This is a genomic window from Pantoea sp. UBA5923 (assembly GCF_002431095.1).
Classification (GTDB): Bacteria; Pseudomonadota; Gammaproteobacteria; order Enterobacterales; family Enterobacteriaceae; genus Pantoea; species Pantoea piersonii.
The window spans coordinates 89,286-106,680 of sequence record NZ_DJDN01000048.1 but is presented as its reverse complement, the minus strand read 5'-3'; the positions used below and the strand labels follow the sequence as shown (position 1 = coordinate 106,680).

The 17,395-nt window shown below is 59.2% G+C and carries 18 protein-coding genes; 14 read left to right on the top strand and 4 right to left on the bottom strand.

Annotation, left to right across the window (positions count from 1 at the left end; all coding sequences use genetic code 11):
- Positions 1-1,190, top strand: a 1,190-nt coding sequence (gene uraA, locus B3797_RS11965) for a uracil permease (protein WP_311791178.1), incomplete at its 5' end; no start/stop codon positions are given.
- 91 nt (positions 1,191-1,281) lie between these two features.
- On the top strand, positions 1,282-1,983 hold the full coding sequence (hda, locus tag B3797_RS11960; RefSeq protein WP_311783023.1) for a DnaA inactivator Hda: 702 nt from the start codon (positions 1,282-1,284) through the stop codon (positions 1,981-1,983).
- On the opposite strand, the gene arsC is transcribed toward hda, so the two are convergent.
- Positions 1,980-2,321, bottom strand: coding sequence for an arsenate reductase (glutaredoxin) (gene arsC / locus B3797_RS11955; RefSeq protein WP_311791177.1), 342 nt, complete (start codon positions 2,319-2,321; stop codon positions 1,980-1,982). The genes hda and arsC overlap by 4 nt on opposite strands.
- Before the next feature lie 6 nt (positions 2,322-2,327).
- A complete protein-coding gene (locus B3797_RS11950; RefSeq protein ID WP_120457597.1) occupies positions 2,328-3,791 on the bottom strand; it encodes a tetratricopeptide repeat protein in 1,464 nt (487 codons plus the stop codon).
- Between the two features lie 734 nt (positions 3,792-4,525).
- On the opposite strand from B3797_RS11950, the gene B3797_RS11945 reads away from it, so the two are divergent.
- The 9 genes from B3797_RS11945 to B3797_RS11905 all read left to right on the top strand — a co-directional run bounded on the left by B3797_RS11945 (position 4,526) and on the right by B3797_RS11905 (position 13,214).
- On the top strand, positions 4,526-5,131 hold the full coding sequence (locus B3797_RS11945) for a DsrE family protein (protein ID WP_311782908.1): 606 nt from the start codon (positions 4,526-4,528) through the stop codon (positions 5,129-5,131).
- Between the two features lie 34 nt (positions 5,132-5,165).
- A complete protein-coding gene (locus tag B3797_RS11940) occupies positions 5,166-5,774 on the top strand; it encodes a DsrE family protein (RefSeq protein ID WP_311782907.1) in 609 nt (202 codons plus the stop codon).
- Positions 5,775-5,902: 128 nt separating this feature from the next.
- On the top strand, positions 5,903-6,940 hold the full coding sequence (locus B3797_RS11935) for a LacI family DNA-binding transcriptional regulator (RefSeq protein ID WP_311791176.1): 1,038 nt from the start codon (positions 5,903-5,905) through the stop codon (positions 6,938-6,940).
- Complete coding sequence (locus B3797_RS11930; protein ID WP_311791175.1) at positions 6,919-7,941, top strand: ABC transporter substrate-binding protein; 1,023 nt, start codon at positions 6,919-6,921, stop codon at positions 7,939-7,941. The genes B3797_RS11935 and B3797_RS11930 overlap by 22 nt, the downstream gene beginning before the upstream one ends.
- Complete coding sequence (locus tag B3797_RS11925) at positions 7,941-8,810, top strand: ABC transporter permease (RefSeq protein WP_311791174.1); 870 nt, start codon at positions 7,941-7,943, stop codon at positions 8,808-8,810. The genes B3797_RS11930 and B3797_RS11925 overlap by 1 nt, the downstream gene beginning before the upstream one ends.
- Positions 8,810-9,625 (top strand): ABC transporter permease, encoded by an 816-nt coding sequence (locus B3797_RS11920; protein ID WP_311791173.1) that lies wholly within the window; start codon positions 8,810-8,812, stop codon positions 9,623-9,625. Before B3797_RS11925 ends, B3797_RS11920 begins: the two co-directional genes overlap by 1 nt.
- Positions 9,622-10,611: an ABC transporter ATP-binding protein gene (locus B3797_RS11915; protein ID WP_311791172.1), complete on the top strand. Its 990-nt coding sequence runs from the start codon at positions 9,622-9,624 to the stop codon at positions 10,609-10,611. Before B3797_RS11920 ends, B3797_RS11915 begins: the two co-directional genes overlap by 4 nt.
- Positions 10,612-10,621: 10 nt before the next feature.
- A complete protein-coding gene (locus tag B3797_RS11910; RefSeq protein WP_311791171.1) occupies positions 10,622-11,455 on the top strand; it encodes a phosphodiesterase in 834 nt (277 codons plus the stop codon).
- 166 nt (positions 11,456-11,621) lie between these two features.
- The gene (locus B3797_RS11905; RefSeq protein ID WP_311782901.1) at positions 11,622-13,214 is read left to right on the top strand and encodes a sensor domain-containing diguanylate cyclase; all 1,593 of its coding nucleotides are present in this window, start codon (positions 11,622-11,624) and stop codon (positions 13,212-13,214) included.
- Between the two features lie 42 nt (positions 13,215-13,256).
- On the opposite strand, the gene bcp is transcribed toward B3797_RS11905, so the two are convergent.
- Positions 13,257-13,724: a thioredoxin-dependent thiol peroxidase gene (bcp, locus tag B3797_RS11900; RefSeq protein WP_120457616.1), complete on the bottom strand. Its 468-nt coding sequence runs from the start codon at positions 13,722-13,724 to the stop codon at positions 13,257-13,259.
- Positions 13,725-13,865: 141 nt separating this feature from the next.
- Positions 13,866-14,444, bottom strand: coding sequence for a glycine cleavage system transcriptional repressor (locus B3797_RS11895; RefSeq protein ID WP_311782900.1), 579 nt, complete (start codon positions 14,442-14,444; stop codon positions 13,866-13,868).
- Between the two features lie 143 nt (positions 14,445-14,587).
- Here B3797_RS11895 and dapA point away from each other — a divergent pair, with 143 nt between their 5' ends.
- The 3 genes from dapA (at position 14,588) to purC (ending at position 17,372) form a co-directional block, all read left to right on the top strand.
- Complete coding sequence (dapA, locus tag B3797_RS11890; protein WP_311782899.1) at positions 14,588-15,466, top strand: 4-hydroxy-tetrahydrodipicolinate synthase; 879 nt, start codon at positions 14,588-14,590, stop codon at positions 15,464-15,466.
- Positions 15,467-15,480: 14 nt separating this feature from the next.
- Entirely contained in the window at positions 15,481-16,512 is a 1,032-nt protein-coding gene (gene bamC, locus B3797_RS11885) for an outer membrane protein assembly factor BamC (protein ID WP_311791170.1), read from the top strand.
- A gap of 146 nt (positions 16,513-16,658) precedes the next feature.
- A complete protein-coding gene (gene purC, locus B3797_RS11880) occupies positions 16,659-17,372 on the top strand; it encodes a phosphoribosylaminoimidazolesuccinocarboxamide synthase (protein ID WP_033753802.1) in 714 nt (237 codons plus the stop codon).
- Positions 17,373-17,395: the final 23 nt, after the last annotated feature.

Below are 17,395 nucleotides of genomic sequence, written 5' to 3'. Positions count from 1 at the left end.
CGGTGCTGGTGCCGATTCTGTTCCATATCAACCCGGCAACGGTGCTGCTGTTCAACGGCGTCGGCACGCTGCTTTATCTTTTTATCTGTAAAGGCAAAATCCCCGCCTATCTCGGCTCCAGCTTCGCTTTTATCTCGCCGGTGCTGCTGCTGTTGCCGCTGGGCTATGAGCTGGCGCTGGGCGGTTTTATCCTGTGCGGCGTGCTGTTCTGCATCGTCGCGCTGATTGTGAAAAAAGCGGGTACCGGCTGGATCGACGTGATGTTCCCGCCGGCGGCGATGGGCGCAATCGTGGCGGTTATCGGGCTGGAGCTGGCGGGCGTGGCGGCCAATATGGCGGGCCTGCTGCCAGCGGAAGGGAGCAGCGCTGACAGCACCACGATAACTATTTCGCTGGTGACGCTGGCGGTGACGGTTTTCGGCTCGGTGCTGTTTCGCGGTTTCCTCGCCATTATCCCTATCCTGGTCGGCGTGGTCGCAGGCTATGCGCTCTCTTTCGCGATGGGCATCGTTGACTGGACGCCAGTCTATAACGCGCCCTGGTTCGCGCTGCCGACCTTTTATACGCCGCGTTTCGAATGGGCGGCGATGCTGACGATTCTGCCCGCTGCGCTGGTGGTCATCGCTGAACATGTCGGGCATCTGGTCGTAACCGCGAATATCGTGAAAAAAGATCTGATCCGTGATCCCGGTCTGCACCGCTCAATGTTCGCGAACGGTCTTTCAACCGTCATCTCCGGCTTCTTCGGCTCGACGCCGAATACTACCTACGGCGAAAATATCGGCGTTATGGCGATTACCCGCGTCTACAGCACCTGGGTAATCGGCGGCGCGGCGATCATCGCAATCCTGCTGTCGTGCGTCGGCAAACTGGCGGCGGCGATTCAGGCGATCCCGGTGCCGGTCATGGGCGGCGTCTCGCTGCTGCTTTATGGTGTGATTGGCGCGTCGGGCATCCGCGTGCTGATTGAATCGAAGGTCGATTACAGCAAGGCGCAAAACCTGATCCTGACCTCCGTTATCCTGATCATCGGCGTCAGCGGAGCGAAAGTGCATATCGGCGCCGCCGAGCTGAAAGGCATGGCGCTGGCGACGCTGGTCGGCGTGCTGCTGGCGCTGATTTTCCGCGTTATTTCGCTGCTGCGTCCAGAGGAAGTGGTGCTGGACGCTGAAGAGAAGGGCGGTCACTAAGCCCCTTGCGGGCAGGGACGCCCGTTATCCTCTCCCGGCGAAAACTGTGGTAGACTTGCCCCGTTTTTTGCCTGTTCTCTTTGAGGTGCTTCTGAACACGCCGGCACAACTGTCACTGCCACTTTACTTACCGGACGACGAAACTTTCGCCAGCTTCTGGCCGGGGGAAAACCCGTCCCTTATTGCCGCGCTCAAAGGCGCCCTCAGTCAGCAACACGGCAGCTATCTCTATTTCTGGTCGCGCGAAGGCGGGGGCCGCAGCCATCTGCTGCACGCCGCGTGCGCAGAAATGTCGGCGCGCGGTGAAGCAGTCGGCTATGTGCCGCTGGATAAGCGTACCTGGTTTGTACCGGACGTGCTGGACGGCATGGAGCATCTGGCGCTGGTCTGCATCGACAACATCGAGTGCATCGCGGGAGAAGAGGCGTGGGAAATGGCGATCTTCGATCTCTATAACCGTATTCTGGAAACGGGCAAAACCCGACTGCTGATCACCGGCGATCGACCACCGCGCCAGCTTAATCTTAATCTGCCCGATCTGGCGTCGCGCCTCGACTGGGGGCAGATCTACCGTCTGCAGCCGCTGAGCGATGAAGATAAACTGCAGGCGCTGCAGCTGCGCGCCGGCATGCGAGGATTTGAGCTGCCGGAGGACGTGGGGCGCTTCCTGCTGAAACGCCTCGATCGCGAAATGCGCACGCTGTTCGATACGCTGGATCGTCTCGATCACGCCTCCATCAGCGCGCAGCGCAAACTCACCATTCCCTTCGTAAAAGAGACGCTCGGTCTTTAAAGGATCGCCAGCACCGCTTCCGGCGGACGGCCGATTCGCGCCCGATCGCCATTGACGACCACGGGCCGCTCCAGCAGGGCCGGGTGCGACGCCAGCGCGTCAAGCAACGCGCTTTCGCTGGCGTTTTCCAGCTGCAGCGTTTTATAAAGCTCATCTTTGGTGCGCATTAGCTGACGGGCGCTGCTCAGGCCGAGTTTTTGCAGCAGAATTTGCAGCGTTTCGCGATCTGGCGGGGTCTCCAGGTAGCGCACGATTTCCGGTTCGACGCCCTGCGCCTCCAGCAGCGCCAGCGTTTCACGGCTCTTGCTGCAGCGCGGGTTGTGATAAAGAGTGACCATCGGCGTTTATCCTTTTTGATACTGTTTAAAACGGCTCTGCAGCTGGCGCAGCTGGTCGATACGCGCGTCGTAGCGCGCCTGTTTCAGGCTGCCGACAGGCACCTGCGCGCTGGCGCTGCTCAGGGCGGTGATCGCCTGATCGAGCTGGCCGTTAAGCGCCAGCGTCTCGGCGCGCGCCGACATCTCTTCGTCATTAAGCCCCTGCTGCGCCGACGCCTGCGCCAGCAGATCCCAGCCGTTGGGGTCGTCGGGATGCGACCAGGTATAGCGGTTAAGAATGCGGCTGGCGTTAGCGGGCTGTTTCGCCTCGACGTAAGCGTTCGCCAGGTTAAGCTGCACCACCGGGCTGTTTTTTGCGCCGCCTGCGGCGTTAAGCAGCGCGATCGCCTGCTGCGGCTGGTTCAGACCAATATCGATATCGGTCATGATATCGAGAAACCAGATGTTATCGGGCTGCTTTGCCAGCAGCGGCTCGATGATTTTTTTCGCGCTGGCGAAACTTTTCGCCTGTAAAAACTGCACCGCTTTGCCGTACTGCGCCGCCTGTTGCTGGCGGCTATTGCCGCGGCCATACTCATCCAGCAGCTCGTCGGTAAGCTGGTTGCGGCCGGTGGCGTACATGCCGAGCGCGCGCACTTTCGCCATGTAGTAATCCTGCGAGGACTGCACCACCACCGGGCGCATCTGGTTGGCGCGGTTGCGCGCATCCGCCAGGCGGCTGTCCGGCAGGGGGTGCGTCAACAGGATTTCCGGCGGTTTTGAGGAGAAGCGGCTCTGATCGGCCAGCTTCTGTAAAAAGTTCGGCATCGCTTCGGGATCGAATCCGGCGCGTTGCAGCACCTGAATGCCGATGCGATCGGCCTCCTGTTCGTTGCCCTGCGTAAAGCTGATAATGCCCTGCTGCGTACCCGCCAGCGTACCGGTAAGCGCCGCCATGCCCGCCTGCGGACTGGCCATCGCCAGTAAAATCGATCCCAGCGCGCCGACCCAGGTCAAAGGCGCGTTGCGCTTCTGATCTTCCATTGCGCGCGCCAGATGGCGCTGGGTAACGTGAGAGATTTCGTGCGCCATGACCGAAGCAAGCTGGCTTTCATTCTCGGTAAAACGAAACAGCGAGGCGTGCAGCACCACATTGCCGCCAAAAAAGGCGAAGGCGTTAAGCTCGTCGTTCTGGATCAGAAAAAAGTGAAAGGGCGTCTTTACCGAGTCGGCATGGGCGACCAGGCGCTGGCCGAGCTGGTTAATGTACTGGTTGAGCAGGGGATCGTTAATCAAGGGCGCGCTGGCGCGCAGCTGACGCACATAAAAGTCGCCCATCTGCATCTCCTGGCCGATAGAGAGCGTCGAGCCTGCGGTCGTGCCCATATCGGGCAGCGAGTCGCTGACGTCAGCCCAGGCGGGCGCGTGCGGCATCAGCATCAGCGTGGGAAGCAGCGCGGCGAGTAGCGTTTTCTTTAACCGGTTCAACATGCCTGGATCCTGTAGAGAAACTCAGAGGCCTGGAAAGTACATTGTGCTTTTTCAGGGTAAAAGACGCGTCGCGTCTATCTTAACCAGAGCCTTGAGAGAAAGAAACGGTCTGCTTTGCCATTAACAGAGGCTGTAATCGTGCCTTTGCAGCAAAAAATTGAATATTAACGGCAGGCAAGCTTTCGTTAAAAAAGGCAGCGCGTTTTTAAGCTGATAAGTCGCACCGCCAGCATAAATGCGCTGTAGCAGCGGGCACTATTATTGACGCGCCTGTAAGAGACGTTTTCTCCTGCTGAATCAGTCAGCTCCCAATCCCTCTGCCGATTAAAGATATGTAAATTTGCTCAAAAAAATTGAATGTGGCATGTTTTTTTCCAGGCTTACTCTGAAAAAAACGGCTGCAAAAGCGCTGGACGGTAAAAGTGAATATCAATAATTTTTATTGTGAAAGAGATTACCCGCCTTGCGCCATATTAATAACTGGTACGTCATTTACCCAAAACTTTTTTATTTAACTTCTCTGAACGCTTTTATATCGATCCATCCTAATAAAGAGCTGCAAGTGCAGCCCCATCGAGCGCCTTTATTAATTTGGTTAATTAATAATTTCATTTGAAATTAATCGGGCGCAGCGGCTTAGCGCCGCACCCTTTTGCCACGCCGGGGCTGTGGTATAGATAGCTCACCCGATTCAGGATGTGAATCAGCCCTACGCTGTTGTCCGGAGAGAATTTATGCGTTCAGCTGTATCTTACGCGCTCATCGCTATTATTGGCGGTGCTGTTGGCGCGGGCGTTACCCAGAGCGGCGCGCTCTATCAAAAGGTCGTTAACCACTTCGCCGCCAAACCCAGCGATCCCGAAGGCTTCTGGAGCACGCCTGCCGTCGAAGGCTATGGAAAGATCCACTACGAGCCGGATGCCGCCTTTAAACCGGTCGCGGGCCTGAGCAATAAAATCGTTTTCCAGATCACCCGCAGCGACGGCGCGATGACCGACGTTAACCTTGGCCTGGAGCGCGTAGCGCGCGTGGTCAATCTCTATGTCGCCTCCGGCGTTCCCGCCGAAGATCTGAAATTCGTGGTCTCGGTGACGGGTGACGCGACGCCAGCGATGCTGGATAACGCCCATTTCAAACAGTTTTATGGCGTAGACAATCCCAACCTCAAGCTTATCGGCGAGCTGAATAAGCTGGGCGTGAAGGTCTCCGTCTGCGACCAGTCGGTGGCTTTCCACCATTACCCCAACGACTGGATCGATAAATCAGTTGTCCATGCGCTTTCCAGCCCGACCACGGTCTCAACCCTGGAGAACCAGGGTTACGCATGGCTACAGATGTAATCACACTTTGAAAATAACAAGCAGGAGAATAACGATGCGTCCAGCGGCCTATATTGTGGTGGCAGCTATAGCCGGGTTTATTGGCGGCAATGTATTACAGCTGCCGGAATTATATGAAAAAGTAAGCGGCAAATTCGCCGATAACAACACGCAGCCAGCAGATTTCTGGAGTACGCCCGCGATTGAAGGCTACGGCAAAATTCACTATGTCGATACGCCCGCTTATAAACCAGGCACCGTACCGGGCCTGAGCAATAAAATTGTTTTCCAGGTTAACCGCAGTGAAGGCGATATTCGTAAGCCGAACCTGGGTCTGGAGCGCGTCGCACGCGTAACTAACCTCTATTACGCTGCAGGCGTGCCGCTGAATCAGCTGAATTTTGTGGTATCGATCAACAGCGATGCGGTGTCGGCGGCGCTGAACAACGAGCAGTTCCATAAAGCGTACGGCGTGGACAACCCGAACCTTAAGCTGATCGACGAGCTGGAAAAAGCGGGTGTGAAGGTGTCGATTTGCGACCAGTCGGTGGCTTTCCACAACCTGCAGCGCGAGTGGATCGATCAGCGCGTTACCCACACCATCTCCAGCGGCACCACCGTCGCAACGCTGCAAAACGAAGGCTACGCCTTCCTGATGCTGTAAGCCCTTCTCTGACAGCGGCCGCGCGCCGCTGTCATCTGTTCGTCATCCCGCTGCGATTGTTCTGTCATACAACCCCTTTACTTTGAGCGCCAATGAGATCGTTCTCATCAGCGTATTGAGGGGGAAAAATGACGGATTTAATCAGCGTAGCGAAACTGGCGGGCGTTTCTCGCGCCACGGCAGCGCGCGCTTTCTCCGACCCCCATTTGCTGAAAGAGAGTACGCTGCAGCGCGTGCTGGCGGCTTCCGATCAGCTCGGCTTTCGGCCTAACCATATCGCGCGTCAGCTGCGCACCCAAAGCTCCACCACGCTTGGCGTATTGCTGCCTTCACTGCTGAATCCGGTGTTTGCGCAGCAGCTTCAGGCGATGGAGCGGCAGGCGCGGCTGGCTGGATTTGGCCTGCTGGTCGCCACCAGCGACTATCAGGCCGAACGCGAAGCGGCAATTGTGGAGCATATGCTGCGTCAGCGCGTCGCCGGGCTGGTGCTGACGGTGGCCGACGCGGATCGCAGCGCCGTGTTGCCGACGCTGGCCGCGGCGCAGATGCCCTTTGTGCTGGCGCACAACGTGCCGCAAAGCGCGGACTGGCCGAGCGTCTGCGTTGATAACCGCCTCGCGATGGCTGAAGCCACCGAACATTTGCTGACGCTGGGCCATTGTCATATCGGCATGGTTACCGGGCCGGTCTGGCAGTCCGATCGCGCGCAGCAGCGCTTTCTCGGCTACTGCGACGCGATGCAGCAGGCGGGGCTGAAACCCTTTCCGCTGATTGAGATGCCGAGCCATACGCGCTCCGATTTTCAGCAGCTGCGGCCGCGTCTGCAGGGCGCAAATCCGCTGACGGCAGTGATCTGCAGTAACGACCTGCTGGCCATCAGTCTGATGGGTGCCGCCGCGCGCGCGGGCGTTCAGGTGCCGACCCAGCTCTCAATTATGGGCTTCGACGGCATTGAAACCGGCGAACATCTTTCTCCGTCGCTTGCCTCGGTAGTGCAGCCCAGCGATCTGCTTGGCGCATGCACTATCGATATGCTTTTACAACAATCCAGCGGCGGGCCCCGCATGCTGGCACACCACCTGCGGTTGGGCGAGAGCATCGCGCCCGCGCCGCGCTCTACTTTCGTCAACTCCAGGGAATCCACATGTCAACGCACAACAAAATGAAAAAGTTAACCGCTGCGGCGCTGCTGGCTGCATGCGGTATGGCGAGCCAGGCCGCCCACGCGGCGGAAAGCGCGATCTGCTACAACTGCCCGCCGGAATGGGCGGACTGGGGAACGCAGCTGAAAGCCATCGCGCGTGATACCGGCATTCAGGTGCCGCAGGATAATAAAAACTCCGGCCAGGCGCTGGCGCAGATGGTCGCCGAGAAGAGTAATCCGGTCGCCGACGTGGTCTATTACGGCGTAAGTTTTGGCATCCAGGCGGCGGGCACCGGCGTGATCGCCGATTACAAACCGGCGCACTGGGATGAGATCCCGGCAGGCATGAAAGATCCCGACGGCAAGTGGGTGGCGCTGCACTCAGGCACCATGGGCTTTATGGTCAATGTCGATGCGCTGGGCGGCGCGCCGGTGCCTCAATCCTGGGACGATCTGCTTAAGCCGGAATATAAAGGTATGGTGGGCTATCTCGATCCCTCCAGCGCCTTTGTCGGCTATGTCGCCGCCGTGGCGGTGAACCAGGCGAAAGGCGGCACCATGCAGGACTTTACTCCGGCGCTCAGCTGGTTCAAAAAGCTGCAGGTCAATCAGCCGATCGTTCCAAAGCAGACCGCCTATGCGCGCCTGATTTCAGGCGAGATCCCGATTCTGCTCGACTACGACTTCAACGCCTACCGCGCCAAATATAAAGACCATGCCAACGTCGCCTTTGTGATCCCGAAAGAGGGTACGGTAACGGTGCCTTACGTCATCAGCCTGGTGAAGAACGCGCCGCACGAAGCCAACGGCAAAAAAGTGATCGACTACGTGCTCTCGGATAAAGGGCAGGCTATCTGGGCCAACGCCTACCTGCGTCCGGTGCGTCCGTCGGCGATGTCCGCCGAGGCGAAGGCGAAGTTCCTGCCTGACAGCGACTACGCCCGCGCCCAGACTGTTGATTACCAGCAGATGGCCGATGCACAAAAAGCCTTCTCCGCCCGCTACCTGAGCGAGATCCGTTAATGTCGCTGCTGGATACCCGCAGCCGCGCGCCGACGGCCCTGCGCCATCGGGCGCATCAGGGCGCGCGCTGGCCCTGGATGCTGCTGCCCGCGCTGCTGTTTTTTGCCGCCTTCTGGCTGCTGCCTTTTGCGCGTCTGCTGGAGATCGGCGTCACGCCCGACCGCACCACGCAGCAGAGCGGCTACTGGACGGTCATTAGCCAGCCGCAGTATCTGCAAAGCCTGCTCAACACCGTGTTGCTGTCGCTGGCGGTGACGCTGATGACGCTGCTGATCGCCGCCGTGGTCGGCTGTTTTCTGGCGCGTCAGCGCTTCGCCGGGCGCGGCACGCTGCTGGCGCTGCTGACCTTTCCGCTCGCCTTTCCCGGCGTTGTGGTGGGGTTCCTGGTAGTGATGCTGGCGGGCCGTCAGGGCGTGCTGGCGCAGCTGAGCATGAGCCTGTTTCACGAGCGCTGGACGCTCGCCTATTCGCTCAGCGGCCTCTTTATCGGCTACCTCTATTTTTCCCTGCCGCGCGCCATCGTCACGCTGGTGGCAGCGAGCGAAAAACTGGATCGCTCGCTGGAAGAGGCGGCGCGCTCGCTGGGCGCCAGTCAGTGGCGCATTACCTGGGACGTTATTGTGCCGGGACTGAAGCCGGCGCTGCTTTCCAGCGGCGCGCTCTGTTTCGCCACCAGTATGGGCGCCTTCGGCACCGCGTTTACGCTGGGCACCAGCCTTAGCGTGCTGCCGCTGACGATTTACGGCGAGTTCACCAACTACGCCAATTTCGCCACCGCTGCGGCGCTGTCGGTGGTTATGGGCGCGGTCGCCTGGCTGGGCCTGATGCTGGCGCGCGCCCTGACGCGGGCGTCGGGAGAGGAAGCGTGATGAAACGTCGTACGCTGTTTTATCTGCAGGCTGGCATCACCGCGCTGACGGCGCTGTTTATGATCGTGCCGGTGGTGCTGTCGATGCTGGCGGGCGTCACGGAGAACTACTTTATCGGCCTGCGCAGCGGCCTGACGCTGAAGTGGGTTGGACAGGTGTGGGAGCTGTACGCCGATACCTTCTGGCTGTCGCTGCTGATTGCGCTCTGCTGCCTGGCGATCACCGTCGCGATCGGGCTGCCCGCTGCCTGGGGGTTGCTGAAGGCGCCGCCGCGCTGGTCCGCCCGCATCGAACAGTGTCTGATGCTGCCGGTGGCGCTGCCGGGTCTGGCTACCGCGCTCGGCATTATTCTGCTCTATGGCCGGTTTAACGGCCTGCGCGACAGCTGGCTGTTTATTTTGATCGGCCACGTGCTCTTTACGCTGCCCTTTATGATCCGTCCGGTGCTGGCGGTGATGCAGGCGATTCAGCTGCCGCGCCTTGAAGAGGCGGCCGCCAGCCTGGGGGCCGGATTCTGGCGTCGTTTTTTCACCGTGGTGGTGCCCAACTGCCGCAACGGCATCCTGGCGGGCGCGTTTATGGTGATTACGCTCTCGGTAGGGGAGTTCAATATCACCTGGATGCTGCATACGCCGCTGACGAAAACGCTGCCGGTAGGGCTGGCGGACAGTTACGCCTCGATGCGGCTGGAAGTGGGATCGGCCTATACGCTGATTTTTATCGTTATGATTTTACCGCTGTTGCTGATGCTGAACGCCTGCAATCACTGGCTGACGCGCCAGGCAACGCGAAACGCTGTTAAGGAGCTGGCATGAATAGCGATGCCGTTACCGTCACGCTGCGCGGCTGCTCGCGCCGCTTTCATCAACATACCGCGCTGCATCCGCTCGATCTTACCGTTCACGCCGGTGAAACCCTGGTACTGCTTGGGCCATCCGGCTGCGGTAAAACCACCACGCTGCGCATTATCAGCGGGCTGGAGAGCAGCGACGAGGGCGGCGAAGTCTGGTTCGACGATCGCGACGTCACCGCGCTGCCGATCGAGAAGCGCAACGTCGGCATGGTGTTTCAGAACTACGCGCTGTTTCCCAATATGAACGTGGCGCAGAACGTCGAGTATGGCCTGAAGGTGCAAGGGGTGGCGCGCGTCGAGCGTGAAGCGCGGGTGAAAGAGATGCTGGCGCTGGTGGATCTCAGCGCGCTGGCAAACCGCGCTATCGACAAACTCTCCGGCGGCCAGAAGCAGCGCGTGGCGCTGGCGCGCGCGCTGGCCGCGCGGCCGAAAGTATTGCTGTTCGACGAGCCGCTGGCGGCGCTTGACGCCAAACTGCGCGAGCGCCTGCGGCTTGAGATCGGCGCGCTGCTGAAAAAGCTCGCCATTACCGCCGTTTACGTCACGCACGATCAGCAGGAGGCGATGGCGCTCGGCGACCGCATCGCGGTAATGGAGCAGGGGCGTATCGCCCAGATCGACACGCCGCAGGCGATTTATCAGCGGCCAGCGACGCGCTTCGTCGCCGATTTCGTCGGCGCGATTAACTGCGTCGAGACCGACGTCCACGGCGAGCCGCGTCAGTTCTGCCGCCCGGAGGATATCTTACTGGCGGACGACAACCGCTACGCGCGCCACGGCTACATCGTCGGCAGCACTTTTTTAGGCGCCGCGCAGCGTTTGCAGATCGATATCGGTCTCGCCGCGCCGATTCAGGTAGAGCGTCATGCGCGGGAGGCCTGGCACGCCGGGCAACGCGTCACCTGGACGCTGGCGCCGCGCGCCGCGCTGGAATTTACCGGTTATTAAGGAGAGTTTTGTGTTTGCCAAACCTACGCTGATTGCGCAAATCAGCGATCTGCATATCAAGGCGAACGGTCGCCTGTCCTATAAAAAAGTGGATACGCAGGCCGCGCTGCTGCGCGCCATCGACACCCTTAACGCGCTGCGGCCACAGCCGGATATGGTGGTGATCACCGGCGATCTGGTCGATTTCGGTACGGTGGAGGAGTATCAGACGCTGCGTCTGGCCCTGCGCCGCCTGCAGCTGCCGTTCCGCCTGATGCCGGGCAACCATGACGATCGCCAGGCGCTGCGCGCAGTCTTTATCGATCATGACTACCTTCAACACGGCGCTACGCTTAACTGGCAGCTGAAGGTAGGGCCGCTGAAGCTGCTCGCGCTCGACTCCAGTGTGCCGGAACAGCCCTGGGGCTATGTCGATGAATATCAGCTGACGTGGCTGGAGGAAAGCCTGACGCGCGAACCGGCCGCGCCGACGCTGGTTATGCTGCACCATCCGCCTTTTATCTGCGGCATCGACCATATGGATCGCCAGCGGCTGCGTAATCCCGACGCGCTCGCGGCCATTATTGCCCGCCATCCACAGGTAGAGCGCGTGCTGTGCGGCCATCTGCACCGCAGCCTGCAGGCGCGTTTCGCCGGTACGCTGGCGGTGTGCGCGCCGGGCGTGTCCCATCAGGTAGCGTTTGACCTGCAGCCGGACGGCCCGGCCCATTTCGTGCTGGAGCCGCCAGGCTTCCTGCTGCATAGCTGGCAGCCGGAGCAGGGTATGATGGTGACGCACCAGTGCGCCATCGGCGACTATTCCGGCCCCTGGCCATTCTACGATCAACACGGTTTGATCGATTAACGCCGGGCGCGAATAGCGGGTGTCAGAGAATGTAACGGTTGGAAAGGTGCTCAGGAGGGCGGCAGGGTGTACACTTGCCCCTTGCCTCACCAGGGCAGATAACTTCCAACAATAACGACATTCTCAGGCCTTTCAGCATGTACTTATCTTTTGCAGCGGGCGCGCTATGTTAATGCGCCTGCGTCCCAGAACCGATCTGCGCACGCTTATCGCGTTACTCGCTATTGTCAGCATCGTAGTTACGCTGACCAACGCGCTCTATGCTACCTGGCGCGTGCAGCGTATGGCGCTGATCGACAGCACGCTGGAGGCGAACCGCGCTTACGCCACCAAGCTGGCCTCCACCACCGAAATTTTTTTCCAGCTGGCGCAGTCGCAGCTGCACTACAGCGCCAGGCTGCTCGGCGACGATTTTGATAATCCCGCGCTGCTGCGTCGGGAGGTCGATCGCCTGCGCGAGCAGACCAGCAGTTTTAACTCGGTGGCGGTGGTCGACGCTAACGGCGTCGTTAAAGCTATCTCGCCGGAATCCCTGATGCTGCAAGGTATGCATCTTACCAGCGAGGCGTCGCGCGAAGCGCTAAGCGCGCGACAGCCTGCCATCAGCAAACCCACTATTTCGGCGGCGAACAACCTGATTATCTTCGTCTCCTGGCCGATCTGGAGCCGTGACGGACGCTATCTCGGCTATGTGGGCGGCACCATCTATCTGAAAAAGAAAAGTATTCTGAATACGCTGCTTGGCGAGCAGTACTATCGCGACGGCACCAGCGTCTACGTGCTGGACAGCGAGAGCCGGGTGCTCTATCACCAGAACGGGCAGCTGATCGGCAAAACGTTGCCTGCGCTGCTTAACGGTCATCAGGAAGAGACCAACGGCTCGCTGCAGCTACAGCTGGCGGGCGAACCGTCGCGCCTCGCCGGCTATGCGGTGGTGCCGACTACGGGCTGGACGGTGGTGGCGCTTAAGCCCACCGCCGTGACGCTTGAGCCGCTTTCCGGCCTGCTGATGCAGGTGCTGAAACGCTCGGTGCCTTTCGCGCTGCTGACGCTGCTGGTGGCGGTGATCCTGGCGCGGCTGATCGCGCTGCCGCTCTGGCAGCTGGCGCGTAAGGCGCGTCAGATGGATGCGCCCGGCGTTTCACAGGAGCTTAGTGCTGTTCATGCCTGGTACTTCGAGGCGGCGCAGGTTAAGCGCGCGCTGCTGACCGGCATCGGCCTGGTGCAGGACAAGATCGGCCGCCTTAAGTCAGAAGTGCAGACCGATCCGCTGACGCAGCTGCTTAACCGGCGCGGCCTGAGTGCGGTGCTCGACTTTTATCAGACGATGCGTCAGCCGTTCGCCGTACTGGCGCTGGATATCGACCACTTTAAGCGGGTCAACGACAACTGGGGGCATGATGTCGGCGACCGGGTGATTCAGCAGGTGGCGGAAACGCTGAGCGCCAGCGCGCGTCAGAGCGATGTGGTATGCCGCAATGGCGGAGAGGAGTTCCTGATGCTGCTGCCGATGACCGATATCGAGGAGGCGCGCCGCATTGCGGAACGCATACGCGTCAGCATCGCCGCGGCATCGCTGGCCGAGGTCGGCACCATTACCCTTTCAGTCGGGGTGGCGGGCTGGCAAGATGAGGCGGTTTCGCTGGAACAGAGCCTGAAACAGGCAGACGCCGCGCTTTATCAGGCGAAAAATGACGGGCGAAACTGCGTCAGGGTAGCGGAAGCGCAAACGCCACTTGCGGGAAGTTCTGTCTCGTAAAGAGAGGCGGCGGGATGCGGCGCTAAGCCGCATCCGCGTGTGTTAAAGCGACTTCAGGTAGTCCATCACGATATCGTGATGGTTGGACGTTTTGAAATCGTCGAACACCTTTTCGATCTTGCCGTCGGCGCCCACCAGGAAACTGATGCGGTGAATGCCGTCATAGGTTTTACCCATAAAGGATTTTTCGCCCCAGACGCCGAACGCTGCGCAGACCTGATGATCTTCATCAGAGAGCAGCGTAAAGTTCAGCAGCTCTTTTTCAGCGAAGCGCGACAGCTTTTCTGGCTTATCGGTGCTGATGCCCAGCACTTCCACGCCCGCTTTTTTCAGTTCATCCATATTGTCGCGCAGGCCGCAAGCCTGCACTGTGCATCCTGGCGTCATCGCTTTCGGGTAAAAATAGACCAGAACGCGCTGTCCCTGGAAGTCGGTTAAATTTACCTGTTCGCCATCCTGGTCGGGCAAGCTAAATTTCGGTGCGGTGTCACCGGCTTTCAGTGGATTCATCACTACTCTCCATTTTTCTTTATGCTGTGGGCGACAGGCTGCCTGACGAACCGCGTCAGGTAGAAAGTCGCCATCAGGGGATATTGCGCCACATAGCCAGACATCAGTGATGTGGAGGAATAGCCCCGGTTTATTTACAGCTTAGCGTGAACCCTGAAGCGTCGCCGCATCTTCATCGGCCAGGCTGTAAAAACGCAGCGTACCTTCAGCATTGAGTTCGCGGCACAAGGCATAAAACGCCTGCTCAAACTGCGAGTCGCCTACACCTGCCGGGCTGTGCGCCGTTATTTGAATATAGAGCGTTGGCGTCTGATCTGCCTGACCTGGTTTGATGCGAGAGCCCAGCTCAGCAATATTCATCGCATGTTTGTCGAACAGATCGGTGAACCGCTCAATAAGATGGGGAGAGTCAGGCACCTCGACCTGAACCCAGACCGTCGCCGGCATCGGCGGACGCGTTCTGGCGCTGGTGCGCTTCATCACGATCAGCAGCTCAAGCTCCGCGCCTTTCAGCGGCAGCGTCGATTCGATCAGCGCGATGGCGTTCCAGCTGCCGGAGAGCAGCATAATAAAGGTGAACTCATCCCCGAGCATGGCGAGACGGCTGTCTTCGATATTGCATCCGCAGCTGCTGACGTGGCGGGTAATCGTATTGACGATACCCGGACGGTCAACACCCAGTGCGGTGATCACCAAATGGTGGGGCTGAGACTGCGGCAAAGTGGGATTTCCTGTTCATTCGCTAATAACCATAAGGTAAACATAAAAAAAACTGCTGACAAGCGCAGGAGGGGCGTGGCCTGCTTGCTTTTCAACAGAAGTAAAACGTACCATGAAGCACTTGTTTGTCGAGGGGATCGCCAATGTTCACGGGAAGTATTGTTGCGCTCGTTACGCCAATGGATGACAAAGGTAATGTCTGCCGTACGAGTCTGAAGAAACTGATTGATTATCACGTCGCCAGCGGCACCGCGGCGATCGTCTCCGTCGGCACCACCGGCGAATCCGCGACTCTGAGCCATGAAGAGCATGGCGATGTGGTGATGCTGACGCTGGAGCTGGCGGACGGACGTATTCCGGTGATTGCCGGTACCGGCGCCAACGCCACCGCAGAAGGCATCTCTCTCACCAAACGTTTCGAAAACAGCGGCGTGGTTGGCTGCCTGACCGTAACGCCGTACTACAACCGTCCGACGCAGGAAGGGTTGTTCCAGCACTTTAAAGCGATCGCGGAAAGTACGGCGCTGCCGCAAATGTTATATAACGTCCCCTCACGCACCGGCTGCGACATGCTGCCGGAAACCGTCGCTCGCCTTGCTGAAATCAAAAATATTATCGGAATCAAAGAGGCGACCGGGAACTTATCGCGCGTTAGCCAGATCCAAGCACTGGTCGATGAGGACTTTATTATTGTCAGCGGCGACGACGCCAGCGCGCTGGACCTTATGCAGCTGGGCGGCAAGGGCGTTATCTCGGTAACGGCCAACATCGCAGCGCGTGAAATGGCTGAACTGTGCGCGCTGGCGCAACAGGGCAATTTCGCTGAAGCGCGTCGCCTGAATCAGCGTCTGATGCATCTGCACCAGACGCTTTTCTGTGAACCCAATCCTATCCCGGTCAAATGGGCGGCGAAACAGTTAGGATTAATCGCCAGTGACACGCTGCGTCTGCCGATGACGCCGCTGACTTCAGCGGCCATACCAAAAGTTGAGCAGGCGCTGATTAAAGCGGGTTTGCGATAAGTTAGGGAGTTTCAATGAATCATTCTGTAAAGCGCTCAACGGTTGCGACCGTCGTGGCGCTGTCTACTGCGATGCTGTTAACGGCGTGCTCTAACGATCAACGTTATAAACGTCAGGTAAGCGGTGACGAGTCCTATTTACAGGCCAGCGAGCTGCACGATCTGCAGGCGCCGGCTGGTATGATCCTGCCAGTGGCACACGGTGATTACGACGTGCCGCACACCGCCGCCAGCGGCAACGTCGGCAAGCAGCTCGACATTCGTCCGCCGGCTCAGCCGCTGGCGCTGGTCAACGGCGCGCGCGCGCAGTTTACCGGCAATACCGGCGTGCTGATGCTGGAAAAAAACCGCGGCTCCGTCTGGTCGCAGGTGAATAAAGTTGTTGAATCCAGCAACTTTCCTGTTGCGCAGCGCAACGATGCGCGTCAGCAGCTGACCACCGACTGGGTGCAGTGGAACCGCGCCGACGAAGACAATCAGTATCGCGGCCGCTATGAGATCAGCGTGCAGTCGCAGAGCTATCAGCAGGTGCTGACGGTACGCCTGCTTGAGCTGCAGCAGAAAGGCGAAGCGGTCACCTCGCCGGTGCAGATCCAGCGCTACACCGCGCAGATGCTTAATGCGATCAGCGCCGGGCTGGATAAAATCGACCTCGCCAGCGAAAACGCGGCGGCGGGTCGCGCCAGCGGCAGCATTGACGTGCAGAGCGGCGCGGACGATACCGGTCTGCCGATGCTGGTGCTGCGTACGCCGTTCAACGTTGCCTGGCAGCGTCTGCCGCAGGCGATGAAGCGCATCGGCATGGAAGTGACCGACAGCAACCGCCCGCAGGGCAGCCTCAGCGTTACCTATAAATCGCCGGGCAGCAGCGCGTGGGATGATGTCGGCGCGAAAGATCCGGAACTGCCGAACGGCGACTATAAAGTCCAGGTCGGCGATCTGGGTAACCGCAGCAGCCTGCAGTTTATCGATCCCAAAGGCCACGTGCTCACCCAGTCGCAGAACGATGCGCTGGTGGCCGTGTTCCAGGCGGCTCTTAACAAATAAATCGCCTCAGGGCCGGAGATTCTCCGGCCTTTTTTTTTCGTCTCTGGCATAATAGTGCGCGGCGAAGTAAACGATTGCGTCGCGGCAATCCCCCAGCGGCCCGCCGTCGCAGAACACCCGAAATTTTCAAGTCTGGAGTTAACAAGATGCAAAAGCGAGCTGAGTTGTATCGCGGTAAAGCGAAAACCGTATACAGCACCGACAATCCGGATCTGCTGGTACTCGAATTCCGCAACGATACGTCAGCAGGCGACGGAGCCCGAATCGAGCAGTTCGATCGCAAGGGAATGGTAAACAACAAGTTCAACCATTTCATTATGACTAAGCTGCAGGAAGCGGGCATTCCGACCCAGATGGAAGCGCTGCTTTCCGACAACGAAGCGCTGGTGAAAAAGCTGGAGATGGTGCCGGTGGAGTGCGTAGTACGCAACCGCGCGGCCGGCTCGCTGGTAAAACGTCTGGGCGTGGAAGAGGGGATGATCCTCAATCCGCCGCTGTTCGATCTGTTCCTTAAAGACGACGCGAAGCATGACCCGATGGTCAATGAATCCTACTGTGAAACCTTCGGCTGGGTGAGCAAAGCGAACCTGGCACGCATGCAGGAGCTGACCTTTAAAGCCAACGAGGTGCTGAGCAAACTGTTTGACGACGCGGGCCTGATCCTGGTCGATTTCAAACTGGAGTTCGGCCTGTTCAAAGGCGAAGTGGTGCTGGGCGACGAATTCTCACCGGACGGCGCGCGCCTGTGGGACAAGCAAACGATGGACAAGATGGATAAAGATCGTTTCCGCCAGAGCCTGGGCGGCCTGATCGAAGCCTATGAAGAGGTAGCGCAGCGGCTGGGCGTTAAGCTCGACTGAACTAATCCCGTCTGAAAGCGAAA